This is a genomic window from Arsukibacterium sp. (assembly GCF_033721375.1).
GTDB lineage: Bacteria > Pseudomonadota > Gammaproteobacteria > Enterobacterales > Alteromonadaceae > Alishewanella.
The window spans coordinates 1-12,636 of the sequence record NZ_JAWWAP010000006.1 but is presented as its reverse complement, the minus strand read 5'-3'; the positions used below and the strand labels follow the sequence as shown (position 1 = coordinate 12,636).

The following is a 12,636-nucleotide window of genomic DNA, read 5'->3' as shown; positions in this document are numbered from 1 at the left end:
TAGCAAAGCAGAGTAGGAAACCGGCAGTTATTCTGGTAACTACCGGTTTAGCTGATCAGAAAAAATATAGCAGAGGGTGGGGTCAGTCATCCAGCTCCCAGTCATCAAGCAACTGACGCAAGCGCTTCTGCTCCATTAAATCGTCAATCCGCCGGCGTGCTTCGTACTTCTGCTTTGCCTTACTGTCTTTACTGACCTCTTTACGCAGCTCGATGTCAGTAGCCAGATCGTCTTCTTCTATTTCCGGGTTAACAGCTAACAACATAGACAATACCTCCGTTTTTTTGCCTATTTACCGTTATTCCGGCAGATACAACAGTGAATTATTTTTTATTTAACGATAAAAAATTTTACTCAAGGTTAATCTGTAATTCTGCTGCAGCCAGTAACGGTTGAAACACTTGCTTACGAGGTGAGACAGTCTGCTTGCTTGAAACAATACTTTCAATAAAATCAATAACCTTTTCCTGAAGGCGAACTTTGTTCAACCGGTTTATCCGGGCAATGCCACCCGGACTCATTACATTCACTTCAATCAATTTGCCGTTGATGACATCAATGCCGGCAAAAAATAAACCGTCGCGGGCTAATTTCGGGCCGATATGGGCACAAAGTTTTTTCTCCTGCTCGGTTAGCAGATGTTTAACGACGGTGCCGCCGGCATGCACATTCGAGCGGACATCATCTGCTGGCGGAATGCGCCGCATGGCACCTATGGCTTTGCCATTCAACATCAGGATCCGGATATCGCCCTGTTCAGCTCCTTCAACGTATTCCTGTAAAATAACGTAATTACCCTTGTCGCCATCGCCAATATAAAAATCCAGCAGAGAGCGGGCGCTTTGCACCGCTGATTTTTCCATCACGATTACGCCTTTGCCACCATAGCCGTTTAACGGTTTTAAGATCATTTTATCGTTGGCCGATTCGGCCAGTACCCGGGCCAGATAATCTTTATTTTTAGAGACATGAGTCACCGGTATAAATTCGTTGGCCGGATCGTGTAACGACGCGGTATACATTTTATTATTGGCAATCCGAATGCCGTCCAAATCATTCATAATAAACGTATCTTCACGCACTGAATCGAGAAAGTTCAGCACAATCGGATCCAGCGGCGGATTTAACCGGACAAAAATAGCATCGAAGGCCGCCAGCGGCAGTTTCTGTTGGTTAAACTCGACCTTCTGGTAAAAACTGGCAATATTACTGGAGATTTTCTGGCCTTTGACCACCACTTTACAAAAGGCCATTGCAATGCTGTCGCGCACTGTCAGGTTATTGGCGTGGGTAATCGCCACACTGTGGCCGCGGCTTACTGCCTCATGGATCATCCGGATGGTGCTGTCGCCATCGGGCATCACTTTTTCCCACGGGTACATCAGAAAACAAATACGCATGCATTACTCATTTAATAGTTTGTGTGCTAAGCATAATGGGCCTGCAAAAAAAAGGAAGCGCAGAATAATCTGGTTGCATCCAGTTACTGAATTCTTTCGTACCTTGAAAAGAACAAAAACAAGGAATTTCACATGGAAACATCGCAACAACAGCTGCTGGAGTGGCTTTATGCCACTGCCAATGGCAACCGCTCAGCCTTTGAAAAATTATATCAGGCCTGTTCCGGAAAGCTATTTTCAGTATCACTGCATTTACTGCGCCGCCATGACTGGGCGGAAGACGTGCTGCAGGACGCCTTTGTCAGAATTTGGCATAACGCTGCAGATTATCATGCCGATAAAGGCACAGTGATGACCTGGATGATCAGCATCACCCGCTACCGGGCGCTGGATTTACTGAAGTCGCGCCGGATTAAAGCAGAGCATCTTGATGTGACCGACGATTTGGCGGCAGAAATAAAGCCGGGGGAGGTACTGGGCTTAACCAGGGAAAAGGTTAAGTTGGATGACTGTATGGAGGCATTGGGCCCTGAGCAGCGTCAATCTATTCAGCTGGCTTATTTAAACGGTTTAAGCCATCACGAAATTACCGAGCATACCGGCTCACCGCTTGGTACAGTGAAAAGCTGGATCCGCCGTGGTTTAACCCAGTTAAAAAGGTGTCTTGAAGGATGAATTATCAACAACAACAAAGACTGGACGCGCTGGCGGTTAACTTTGTGCTGGGTGGCATGCAAGGCAAGGCGAGGTTGCGATTTCAGCGTTTAATAGCCACCGACAGCCAGGTGCGCAGCACGGTATGGCGCTGGGAGCAACATTTAAACCCCTTGGCCGCATCGTTACCTGCTACCACGCCGCGGGCAGATGTATGGCAAAAGATCCAGCGCCGGTTAGGCTGGTTGGCACAAGAGCCGGTGATTAACCGCAATACCCGGCCGCTGTGGCTTAGTCTGGCAGCGGCAGCGTGCGTAATGCTGGCCGTGGTATTTTTACAGCCGATGCTGACAGCACCGGTGAAAACAGAGGTGGCTATTATTCAGACAGCTGAAGCCAAAGCGTTGTGGCTGGTATCCCGCAAAGAGCAGCAGTTGATGTTAAAAGCCACTGCGGCCGTAACAGAGGCCGCTGACAATGACTATCAGCTGTGGATGTTACCTGCAGATGGCCAGCCTCCGATATCGCTGGGGATTTTACCGCAGCAGGGTGAAACAACAGTACAGTGGCCGTCAGCGGCCTCAGGTATTGATATTGCCGCGCTGGCGGTCAGCTTTGAGCCTTTGGGCGGCTCGCCCACCGGCCAGCCAACCGGACCCGTGTTATTTACCGCCGAGATTATCGCGATATAAGCACTATTTCAGATGTAAAAAACCGCTTCGGCGGTTTTTTTTTGCATTTTTTCTCTCTGGCTGCATCCAGTGCCACGGGTGAGTCGTTACTTGGTGGCAACGTAAATCAAAAGGGATCAAAATTATGCAACGTTCAATGCAATATTCAACTTTATGTTTAGCCATAACCGCGGCACTGAGTGCCAGCATTTTTGTTGGCGATGCACAGGCATCCAGTCATCGTGAAGCACCCGCTATCACCAGAATGCCAACCATTGATGCAACTGATTTTTATGTTTTTAACAGTTATGAAAGTGGCCGGGAAGGCTATGTGACATTAATCGCCAATTATATTCCGCTTCAGGATGCTTACGGTGGGCCGAACTATTTCGCGCTTGACCCGGCTGCTGTATACAGCATCCATATCGACAATAATGGCGATGCAATGCCCAATATCAGCTTTAACTTCCGCTTCAGCCAGAGCCTGGCGAATGAAGGTAATGGCGTACAACTGGCGATAGGCCCGGAAGGTAATCAGCGGATGGTCGGCGTACCGCTGAAAAATGTTGGCGGGATCAGCAGTGACAGCAGTGCAGCGCTGAATTTTATCGAAAACTACAGCGTTGAGCTGGTAAGCGGCGCTAATGTCAGCACACTGATGCCGGCTGACGGAGCGATGCAGTTTACCAAGCCTTATGACTATGTTGGTAATAAAACCTTTACTGATCAAGCGGCCTATCAGGCTTATGCCGATCAGTATGTTTATGATGTCAGCATGCCAGGGTGCGAGGCAGCAAGCCGCATTTTTGTCGGCCAGCGCAAAGACCCGTTTGTGGTTAATCTGGGCGAAACCTTCGATTTAGTTAATTATGTGCCGGTGGAAGGTGACAGTGCACCCGGTGCTGGTGATGCTGGCGGTTTTCCCGGTGGTATTACCCAAAGTAGTACTAACGATGATTTAGTAGACAAAAACGTGACAACCCTGGCCATTGAAGTACCAATCAGCTGCGTTACCGGTTCTGGCAACGGCGTTATTGGTGCCTGGACCACGGCCAGTTTACCGCAGGCCCGGATCTTAAACCCGAACGCGACCTTCAGCCGGCCTGACGTGAATGGCGGTGCCTTGGTGCAGGTATCGCGCTTAAGTAACCCGCTGGTAAACGAGCTGGTAATTGGTCTGGCGGATAAAGACAAGTTTAACAGTAGCAAGCCCGCTGATGACGGCCAGTTTGCTGATTATGTTACTCATCCGACGTTACCTGCCTTGCTGAATATTCTGTTTAAAGACGCGGTGAATGCAACCCTCGGTACCAGCATAGAAGATTTAGCCCCGTCTAATTTTCCGCGGATGGATTTAGTCACGGCATTTTTAACCGGCTTCCCCGGCGTAAATCAGTTGGCAACGGTAACCGCATCCGAAATGCTGCGCTTAAACACCGGTATTCCTGCAACGCCTGCTGCGATGCAATCCCCCTTTGGTGTCGCCGGAGATGATCTCGCAGGCTTTCCGAATGGTCGACGTCCGGGTGATGATGTAGTGGATATTGCGCTGCGGGTCGTGATGGGTGCGCTGTGTCATGACATACCGATTGCCGGCGAGCCGACGAATTTAGGTTTGTGTGCCCCAGAGGATGCACCGGTTGGTAATGTCCCCTTTACTGACGGCGCGCCTGTCAATGCAACAATGCTGGACAGTCAGTTCCCGTATTTATTAACGCCGTTAGCCGGTTCACCTAACTAAGGAGGCTGTTATGAATAGCATAGTACTAAAAGCCACATTAATGCTGGCAACGGTTGCCGCACTTAGCGCCTGTAACAGCAGTAGCGATAAGCCAAATGAACCGCCACAGCTGGTCAGCAGCAGCTTTGTTACGGAAACGGATGAAGCCATCACGGATACTTTGCTGGCCACTGATCCGGAAAACGATCGCTTACGCTTTAGTTTAACAATGGCCGCAGAGCGGGGAAGCGTGACAGTGCAAAATGATGGTCAGTTTGTCTACACCCCGGCCAGTGAGTTTACCGGTGATGACAGTTTCACTGTCCAGATTACCGATGGTGAAAACGTTACCGATGCCACTGTCAGTATCGATGTTCAGGTAGCGGTAGTGTCGTTTCTCAGTTATAGCCGGCAGGCTTTTGCTGCAGATGCGACAGCAACACCACTTGCGGTAAATGGTCGTGAATTTACTATGGATGCGATGGCACAAGCAGATTATGCCGATTTACTGGATGGGTTGTAAGGTGTAAAAACCGGGGCGGATACTCGCCCCGGTTTTTATTAACGCATGCTTTTTTAAACGCAACCTGATTTAAAGGCACCTTAGTTTAAAGGCTCATTGATTCAAAGGCGCACTAATGAAACACGTAATATTTTTATTATTTTTTGCTGGGTCTACAGTAACCCATGCTGATAGTTTTCAGCCGTCAGCACAGCAGACGATAACACTGACTGCGCCACTACCGTTAACTGCCCAGATGCAGCAGTTAACCGCCCGGACTATGGCACAACCTAATGACAACGATGCGCTTAACTTAGCTGCGTTGTATTTAGCCGGGTCACGTCAGCCAGGTTTTGACGCCTGGTTTCATCAGGCTCAGTATTGGCTTAGTCAGGTAACAGAAGCTAACCATAACAATATTGAGTACCCGCTGCTGCAGGCAGATATTTTGCAGCAGCAACATCAGTTTGCTGCAGCATTAGCCAGCCTTGAACCGGTATTTTCCCGCCAACCCGGACATTTGACCGCCAGCCTTATGGCCGCCCGTATTTATCTGGCGACTGCGCAGCATCAGTCTGCGCAACAAGCCTGTAACCGTTTGTGGCAGCGAGATTTATTTCTGTTTTCAGTCTGTAGCTATGAGGTGGCAGGGCGAAGTGGCCAATGGCAGCAAAGTTATCAGGCGCTGCAGCTGTTATATCAGCGCCAGCAAAACATTCCAACCCAGATTGACTTGTGGCTGAGGGGAATTCTGGCAGAGCAGGCGGAGCAGTCCGGCGATATTAAAGCGGCAACTGCCTGGCTTACCCCGGTACTGGCCAAAGCACCAACCAGCCTGTGGTTAAAATGGGCTGATTTAAGCCTGGCGCTAAATCAGCACCATCAGGTGTATCAGCGGTTACTGCCAAAACATCAGCAGTTTGGTTTGGCTGACAGTCTGCTGGTACGGCTGGCTGTCGCTGAACAACAACTGGCAGCTGATACCGGCATCAGCGCTGAGCTGGCAGAGCGCATGCAGTTAAGATTGATCCGCGGCGATACCGATCACGCTGCAGATCTTGCCCATTATTTTCTGAGAGTCGCCCCGGATCCGCAGGCTGCACTGCACTGGGCTGAACTTAACTATCAAAGCGCGAAAGAGCCTGATGATATTGCCTTATTGCGGCAAAGCAAACGGGCATTAACTTATCAGCAAGGAATTCCCAATGAATAACGGTTCTAAGGTGGCAATGTGCCTGCTCGTTATTGGTATTAACGCGCCCGGGGTGCTGGCACACAAGTTCAGCACCGCCTATATGGATGTGAAAGACGTAGCAGGCCAGCCAGCAGTAGTCTGGAAGGTTGCTTTGCATGATTTAGCCCAGGCCGGTCTGATAGCCAGTGCAAACAGTCATCAGGTGTCTTGGCAACAGGTTACAGACAGTGCGCCAGCATTAAATACCTATTTAAATGACCACATCAGTTTCAGCAGTGCCGGCGAGCCCTGTCAGATTAACGCCGCGCTGGCCGCTGACTGGCAGTTGCAGCGGCTGCATCGTGATTCGTACCTGTTACTGCCGCTGGTGGTCAGTTGTAAACATGCAGCTGGCTGGCAGCTGACATACCGGGCATTATTTGCCGGCGAGCCCAGTCACAAATTGTTGTTGTCGTGGCAAGTCGCCGGCGCTTCAGACAATGCTGTGCTGGCCGCAGATGCCATTACTTATCCTGAGCAACCGCTGTTAAGCCAGGGACAACAATGAAAAATTACCAATTAAGTCTGTTAGCGGCTGCATTAACGTTAAGCATGCAGCCGCTTAAGCTTGCTGCCGATCCTTTATCCGCGCATATGATGGAGCAAATCATCATTAAGGGCCGGCAGACCGATTTGCTGGGCCAGGCCAGTTCCGCCTCCGAAGGAGTAATAGGCAATGCAGAGATTAGCGACCGGCCGTTGCTACGCCCCGGTGAAGTGCTGGAGTTTATTCCGGGGATGGTCGTAACCCAGCACAGTGGCAGTGGCAAGGCAAACCAGTATTTTCTGCGGGGGTTTAACCTGGATCATGGCACCGACTTCAGTACAGCAATTGATGGTATGCCGCTTAATATGAGAAGCCATGGTCATGGCCAGGGTTATACCGACTTAAGTTTTATTATGCCGGAGCTGATTAGTCAGATTGAATATCAGAAAGGGGCATATCATGCAAATGATGGCGATTTTTCGGCAGCAGGCTCAGCCCGCTTCAGTTTGCAAAATCGCACCACAGACGAAGTGAAACTAACGATAGGTCAGAACAATTACCAGCGGCTGATGGCAAAAGGCAGCAGCAGCCATGGCAGTGGTGACTTGCTGCTGGCCGGCGAGGTGCAGCAATATGATGGCCCCTGGACAGATATTAACGAGGATGTTGATAAATTTAATGCTGTGGCCCGCTTTAGTCAGCCGCTGGCCAGTGGCCAGTTTTCGGTTACGGCAATGGCCTATAGTAACAGCTGGAATGCTGCCGATCAGATCCCGGGTCGCGCGGTAACAACTGGCCAGATTGACCGGCTGGGATCGCTCGACCCGACTGTCGGCGGTAACAGCAGCCGTTACAGTCTGTCAGCTGGCTGGTTCAGTGATGCCTGGCAAGCCAGTGCCTATTTAATTGATACAGATCTGGATTTATGGTCCAACTTTACCTATTTTTTAGCGGATACGGTAAATGGCGATCAGTTTCAGCAGGTTGATAACCGGCGTATAGCCGGCGGCGCGCTTAGTCATCACTGGCATCACCGTGTCGGCCAGTTTGCAGTCGAGCATGTGGTTGGTGTGCAGCTAAGGTTTGATGATATTGCTGAAGTAGGGCTGTATAACACCCGAGCTCGAAAGCGCTTAAATACAGTGCGACAGGACAAGGTGCAACAGGGTTCTGTCGGGCTTTACAGCCAGTCTGATATTCAGCTTAATGCTGACTGGACCGCTCATATCGGCCTGCGTTACGACTATATGGAAGCGTCAGTGGACAGTGCCCTTACCACTGCCAACTCCGGCACTGCGGCTGATGATATAGTGTCACTTAAGGCCGGGCTCAGCTATCAGTTTGCACCGAACTGGCAGGCATATTTTAATACCGGGCAGGGCTTTCATTCCAATGACGCGCGTGGTGCTACCACGGTGGCAGAACCGTTGACATTGCAAGCCGTAGACCCGGTAGATTTACTGGTTAAATCGGATGGTGCTGAGCTCGGGCTGCGCTTTTTTGATTACACCGCATTTAATGCTTCTGTTGCTTTATGGTACCTGCAGCTTGACTCTGAACTATTGTATGTTGGCGATGCCGGTACTAATGAGCCCAACCGCGCCAGCAAACGTTACGGCATAGAGCTGGCTGCTTACTACTGGCTGGGCAGTAACTGGAGCCTGGATGCTGAGCTGGCACTCACCCGCTCGCGTTTTAGCGGACAGGCAGAGGGCGAAGGCGACTATGTCGACGGCTCTTTACCGCTGGTTGCCAGTATGGGGCTGATTTACAAAGCCGATAAACCGTGGCAAGTCAGTTTACGGTTGCGTCATTTCGGTAAACGTACCCTGGACAGTTTTAATCAGCAGCGCTCGGCAGCGACTACCGTAGTTAATGCCGGCTATCAGTATGACTGGCAGCGCTGGCGGTTTAATCTGGAGTTATTAAACATGCCGGACAGTAACCAGAATGACATTGACTATTTTTACAGCTCGCGCCTGGCGGGAGAACCGGCAGAGGGAGTGGAGGACCGTCATTCTCATCCGCTGGAGCCGAGAACCTTCAGAATGTCGGCAAGTTATCAATTTTAGTCTGCTGCTATCACTGAGCGACAGATCGGTTTAAGCTTAGCTAACGTAAAGGCTGACAGTGCAAGTCAACAGCGTAACTGGAGATTAAAAATGAAAACATGGTTAAACGCCGCGGTATTAGCGACATCAGTGATATCAACCTCAGCGATGGCTAATCAGTGTGGCGAAATTCTTGGCCACGCCATGCAGCAACTTAACACCCGCGAAACGGTTGATTTGTGTGAGCAATATCAGGGTAAAACCGTGCTGGTGGTAAACACGGCCAGCAAATGTGGTTTTACCAAGCAGTTTGAAGGACTGGAAGCGTTATATCAGAAATATCAGGATAAAGGCCTGGTAGTGCTCGGTTTTCCGTCAGATAGCTTTAAGCAGGAATATGACGATGCTGAAAAAACGGCTGAAGTCTGTTACCTGACTTATGGCGTTAAATTTCCGATGTTCACTACTACTAAAGTAAAGGGTGATGACGCGAACCCGGTATTTAAAGCGTTGATTGCTAAAACAGGTGAAACGCCGTCGTGGAATTTCAATAAATACCTGGTCAGTGCCGATGAACAAACGGTAAAGCATTTTGGTAGCCGCACTGCACCGGATGACAAAGATTTTATTGCTGAACTGGAAAAGATGTTGTCTGCGAATAACAGTAGTGAAAGTACAGTTAAATCTGGTGAGTAATTGCGGCGATTAAGCTCGGCGCAGGTCAACTGCTTTTGCTACAACACTCGCTTTGGCTCATCACAGCAACTCGTTCGCGCTTGCGCACTTACTCAGACACTCTGTGATGACCAAATCGAGGTTCTAGCCGCAGTTGACTCATTATTTATTGCGGTTAATTCCCGTCACAAAACTTTTTTACAGTATTTTTCAAGTTTAATCTTTGCCTGTTAACTTGCTTCAAACGCCTGGTCGACTGTGGTCGGCTTGGCTTCAGCTGCGCTGCGGGCCAGAACATCACAACGTTCATTCTCAGGGTGGCCGGCATGGCCTTTCACCCAATGCCAGTTTACGTTATGTTTTGCCGCGGCAGTGTCTAACCGCTGCCATAAATCCTGATTTTTAACCGGCTGTTTCTGGCTGGTTTTCCAGTTATTGCGTTTCCAGCCGGCTAGCCACTGCATAATGCCCAGCCGAACATACTGGCTGTCGGTGGTTAAATCTACCTGACAGGCAGATTTTAAACTTTCCAGGGCGATTATCGCCGCCAGCAGTTCCATCCGGTTATTGGTGGTAAGGCGAAAGCCGCCGCTAAGCTCTTTGCGATGCTGGTTATACACTAAAATAGCGCCATAACCACCGGGCCCCGGGTTACCCAGACAGGAACCGTCGGTATAGATCGCAACACTTTTCTGCATAAAGCCTTTCCTCGAAGTAAAACGGCGTATAATCTAACGTAATTGCAGTAAAAAGCGAAATCTATCATGGCAAAGCGACAAATTATTCTCGATACCGAAACCACAGGCATTAATCCCCGTGAAGGCCACCGCATTATTGAAATTGGTTGTGTCGAACTGGTGAATCGCCGCTTTACCGGCAATAACTATCATGTCTATATAAACCCGGAGCGGGAGATTGAAGCCGAAGCCATTGCGGTACACGGTATTACCAATGAACGCCTGGCTGATGAGCCAAAATTTCGCGAAATTGCGAAAAGTTTTTTTGATTATATTCAGGGGGCTGAGCTGGTTATTCATAATGCCGCGTTCGACGTGGGGTTTATTGACCATGAGTTTGCGCGGCTTCGGCCGGTATTACCGCCGGTGCATGAATACTGCGCCGTGCTGGATACACTGAAGTTAGCGCGCGAATTGCACCCTGGGCAAAAGAACAACCTGGATGCATTGTGTCGTCGTTATGACATCAATAACAGCCATCGGACCTTGCACGGCGCTTTACTGGATGCGGAAATTCTGGCCGATGTCTATTTACTGATGACCGGCGGTCAGGTCAGCTTAAATCTGGCTGCAGAGCAGGAACAGGGTGAAGCCGGCGATAATGACCAGACAACAATTATTCGCAGCAGTAAGTTAAAGGTTATTAAAGCCTCGGCCGATGACTTGTTGGCGCATGAAAGCCGGCTGGATTTGGTTCAGAAAAAAGGGGGAAGTTGCCTGTGGCGAGACTAACGGGGTATTGCTGCTGGTTACTGTTGTTAGCCGGGTTGCTCTGGCCAGCGATAGGCCAGGCCCGGCAGGACAGTGCAGCAGCAGAGCAGGAGCTGACAGCAGAGCAGGCCATTGCTGAGGCTGAAGGTTTTGCCTTACTGGGCGATTTACCCACTAAAAATCAGATCCCGTTTTTTGACAACCGCTTTCGCATTGACAGCGAAGTTGAAACAATAACGCTGTTAATCTTTCGTCGTCCCGGCAGTGCTTCTGTGGTACTGGTCAGGCCCGATGGCAGTAAGTTGCATTTTAATACCGCAGAAGAAAATCAGATACGCTGGCATGATGCCGCAAGCTACGACCTGATTGAAATAAACAATCCCATGCCAGGGCCATGGCAGGCTATTGGCCGGATTTTGCCGCAAAGCCGGATAATGGTGCTGACCGATATTAAACTGGACGTAGACCCGTTGCCAGATAACCTGATGGTAGGGGAAACGGTAAAAGTCACTGCCCGGCTGCTAGACGGCGGGGCAGCGGTAACGGCCCGTGATTTTCGGGAAGTATTAACGCTGGAAGTAATTTTCATCAGCACTAACAACGCTGAGTTCGATAACTTTGGTCGTGGAATTATCCAGGTAGCCACCTTTCGCGATGATGGCCGGGGCTTTGATGAACGGGCCCGTGATGGCATTTTTACCGGTGAATTCAAACTTGATTTCGTCGCCGGAGAGTGGACCCCAAAGTATATTGTCCGTACCGCACTTTATACCCGGGAACTGGAGCAGCAGCCCGTTATTTTAAAACCGGCGCCAATAAACCCTGAAGTTGAGCTGGCCGCCAGCGAAACCGGCAATCATCAGGTAGAATTTCTTATCACTGAGCCAGGCGTGGAAGCGGCGAGTCTGCTAATCCAGGGCCGGGTGCGATATCCGGATGGTAGTGTTGACCAGTATGCGCTGAATGCGCAAGACAACCCGGACAATACCCTGTCAGTGTTAAATAAAGGCTTTGGCAGTTATATTCTGGATATTGCTGTGTTTGGCAACTGGCAGGATGGTCGCGAGTTTATGCTGACGATGCCGGAGCTGAGTTTTGTGGTAAACCAGCAGACTTTTGCTGCACCTGAACTGGAGCAATTGCCGGAGCAAGTGCTGGCAGAACTTAATGTTGAGCAAGCTGAACCTGAGCCTGGCTTTCCGTGGGGACTGGTTATTGGCATTAACTTATTTATTCTGATTACTGGCAGCCTGGCTATCTGGCTTATTATGAGCGGTAAAAGGCCCTCTGCTTTGCTGTTTTGGCGGAAAAAGCCGGTTGTTGCAGTAAGTACTGCCAAACCGTCTGACCGGGCTGCAAACACCACAAAAAATGCGACTTCGCAGACAAAAGCACAAAAAAACAACGATCTGGATGATATTCTGGATCTTTCGTTGCCGGATGATTAAGGAATAGCCAAAAGCGACAAAAAAGAAGTTGACGGGCTTTGGCCTTATCCGTATCATTCCCGCCGCACCAGACGATACCCAAATGAAATTGTCTGGTGTAATTAGCGCGGAGCGGTAGTTCAGTCGGTTAGAATACCGGCCTGTCACGCCGGGGGTCGCGGGTTCGAGTCCCGTCCGCTCCGCCAATTTTTGTTGCTTCTTCGGAGCGGTAGTTCAGTCGGTTAGAATACCGGCCTGTCACGCCGGGGGTCGCGGGTTCGAGTCCCGTCCGCTCCGCCATAGCAACAAAACGCTTTCTGATTCCGGAGCGGTAGTTCAGTCGGTTAGAATACCGGCCTGTCACGCC

Annotated in this window: 13 protein-coding genes and 2 tRNA genes; 12 read left to right on the top strand and 3 right to left on the bottom strand. The window is 50.0% G+C overall.

The window, feature by feature from the left end; genetic code table 11:
• Nucleotides 1-82: 82 nt before the first annotated feature.
• Nucleotides 83-265 (bottom strand): PA3496 family putative envelope integrity protein, encoded by a 183-nt coding sequence (locus R3187_RS10180; RefSeq protein WP_318966817.1) that lies wholly within the window; start codon nucleotides 263-265, stop codon nucleotides 83-85.
• Between the two features lie 85 nt (nucleotides 266-350).
• On the bottom strand, nucleotides 351-1,400 hold the full coding sequence (locus R3187_RS10175; RefSeq protein WP_318966815.1) for a glutathione synthetase: 1,050 nt from the start codon (nucleotides 1,398-1,400) through the stop codon (nucleotides 351-353).
• A 132-nt stretch (nucleotides 1,401-1,532) separates the two neighbouring features.
• Here R3187_RS10175 and R3187_RS10170 point away from each other — a divergent pair, with 132 nt between their 5' ends.
• From R3187_RS10170 to R3187_RS10135, 8 genes are all read left to right on the top strand, one after another.
• Complete coding sequence (locus R3187_RS10170) at nucleotides 1,533-2,075, top strand: sigma-70 family RNA polymerase sigma factor (protein ID WP_318966814.1); 543 nt, start codon at nucleotides 1,533-1,535, stop codon at nucleotides 2,073-2,075.
• On the top strand, nucleotides 2,072-2,746 hold the full coding sequence (locus tag R3187_RS10165) for an anti-sigma factor domain-containing protein (RefSeq protein ID WP_318966812.1): 675 nt from the start codon (nucleotides 2,072-2,074) through the stop codon (nucleotides 2,744-2,746). The genes R3187_RS10170 and R3187_RS10165 overlap by 4 nt, the downstream gene beginning before the upstream one ends.
• Before the next feature lie 124 nt (nucleotides 2,747-2,870).
• Nucleotides 2,871-4,466 (top strand): DUF4331 domain-containing protein, encoded by a 1,596-nt coding sequence (locus R3187_RS10160; protein WP_318966810.1) that lies wholly within the window; start codon nucleotides 2,871-2,873, stop codon nucleotides 4,464-4,466.
• A gap of 10 nt (nucleotides 4,467-4,476) precedes the next feature.
• On the top strand, nucleotides 4,477-4,968 hold the full coding sequence (locus R3187_RS10155) for an Ig-like domain-containing protein (RefSeq protein ID WP_318966808.1): 492 nt from the start codon (nucleotides 4,477-4,479) through the stop codon (nucleotides 4,966-4,968).
• A gap of 115 nt (nucleotides 4,969-5,083) precedes the next feature.
• Nucleotides 5,084-6,160 carry a tetratricopeptide repeat protein gene (locus tag R3187_RS10150; RefSeq protein ID WP_318966806.1) on the top strand — a complete coding sequence of 359 codons (1,077 nt, stop codon included), beginning with the start codon at nucleotides 5,084-5,086 and terminating at the stop codon, nucleotides 6,158-6,160.
• The gene (locus R3187_RS10145; RefSeq protein ID WP_318966804.1) at nucleotides 6,153-6,689 is read left to right on the top strand and encodes a hypothetical protein; all 537 of its coding nucleotides are present in this window, start codon (nucleotides 6,153-6,155) and stop codon (nucleotides 6,687-6,689) included. The genes R3187_RS10150 and R3187_RS10145 overlap by 8 nt, the downstream gene beginning before the upstream one ends.
• Nucleotides 6,686-8,740, top strand: coding sequence for a TonB-dependent receptor (locus R3187_RS10140; protein ID WP_318966802.1), 2,055 nt, complete (start codon nucleotides 6,686-6,688; stop codon nucleotides 8,738-8,740). The genes R3187_RS10145 and R3187_RS10140 overlap by 4 nt, the downstream gene beginning before the upstream one ends.
• Nucleotides 8,741-8,830: 90 nt before the next feature.
• The gene (locus R3187_RS10135; protein WP_318966800.1) at nucleotides 8,831-9,415 is read left to right on the top strand and encodes a glutathione peroxidase; all 585 of its coding nucleotides are present in this window, start codon (nucleotides 8,831-8,833) and stop codon (nucleotides 9,413-9,415) included.
• Between the two features lie 209 nt (nucleotides 9,416-9,624).
• Here R3187_RS10135 and rnhA read toward each other — a convergent pair whose 3' ends face one another.
• Nucleotides 9,625-10,092 carry a ribonuclease HI gene (rnhA, locus tag R3187_RS10130; protein WP_318966798.1) on the bottom strand — a complete coding sequence of 156 codons (468 nt, stop codon included), beginning with the start codon at nucleotides 10,090-10,092 and terminating at the stop codon, nucleotides 9,625-9,627.
• Between the two features lie 66 nt (nucleotides 10,093-10,158).
• Between rnhA and dnaQ the strand changes: the two genes are divergently transcribed.
• From dnaQ to R3187_RS10110, 4 genes are all read left to right on the top strand, one after another.
• The gene (gene dnaQ, locus R3187_RS10125; protein WP_318966796.1) at nucleotides 10,159-10,863 is read left to right on the top strand and encodes a DNA polymerase III subunit epsilon; all 705 of its coding nucleotides are present in this window, start codon (nucleotides 10,159-10,161) and stop codon (nucleotides 10,861-10,863) included.
• A complete protein-coding gene (locus R3187_RS10120) occupies nucleotides 10,851-12,290 on the top strand; it encodes a TIGR03503 family protein (protein ID WP_318966794.1) in 1,440 nt (479 codons plus the stop codon). Before dnaQ ends, R3187_RS10120 begins: the two co-directional genes overlap by 13 nt.
• Nucleotides 12,291-12,398: 108 nt before the next feature.
• A tRNA-Asp gene (locus R3187_RS10115) sits at nucleotides 12,399-12,475 on the top strand.
• Nucleotides 12,476-12,492: 17 nt separating this feature from the next.
• A tRNA-Asp gene (locus R3187_RS10110) sits at nucleotides 12,493-12,569 on the top strand.
• The last annotated feature ends 67 nt before the right edge of the window (nucleotides 12,570-12,636 follow it).

Bases quoted from the DNA above. Each gene is read 5' to 3' on its own strand.
- R3187_RS10180 (WP_318966817.1), bottom strand. From the start codon at position 265: ATGTTGTTAGCTGTTAACCCGGAAATAGAAGAAGACGATCTGGCTACT.
- R3187_RS10175 (WP_318966815.1), bottom strand. From the start codon at position 1,400: ATGCGTATTTGTTTTCTGATGTACCCGTGGGAAAAAGTGATGCCCGAT.
- R3187_RS10170 (WP_318966814.1), top strand. From the start codon at position 1,533: ATGGAAACATCGCAACAACAGCTGCTGGAGTGGCTTTATGCCACTGCC.
- R3187_RS10165 (WP_318966812.1), top strand. From the start codon at position 2,072: ATGAATTATCAACAACAACAAAGACTGGACGCGCTGGCGGTTAACTTT.
- R3187_RS10160 (WP_318966810.1), top strand. From the start codon at position 2,871: ATGCAACGTTCAATGCAATATTCAACTTTATGTTTAGCCATAACCGCG.
- R3187_RS10155 (WP_318966808.1), top strand. From the start codon at position 4,477: ATGAATAGCATAGTACTAAAAGCCACATTAATGCTGGCAACGGTTGCC.
- R3187_RS10150 (WP_318966806.1), top strand. From the start codon at position 5,084: ATGAAACACGTAATATTTTTATTATTTTTTGCTGGGTCTACAGTAACC.
- R3187_RS10145 (WP_318966804.1), top strand. From the start codon at position 6,153: ATGAATAACGGTTCTAAGGTGGCAATGTGCCTGCTCGTTATTGGTATT.
- R3187_RS10140 (WP_318966802.1), top strand. From the start codon at position 6,686: ATGAAAAATTACCAATTAAGTCTGTTAGCGGCTGCATTAACGTTAAGC.
- R3187_RS10135 (WP_318966800.1), top strand. From the start codon at position 8,831: ATGAAAACATGGTTAAACGCCGCGGTATTAGCGACATCAGTGATATCA.
- rnhA (WP_318966798.1), bottom strand. From the start codon at position 10,092: ATGCAGAAAAGTGTTGCGATCTATACCGACGGTTCCTGTCTGGGTAAC.
- dnaQ (WP_318966796.1), top strand. From the start codon at position 10,159: ATGGCAAAGCGACAAATTATTCTCGATACCGAAACCACAGGCATTAAT.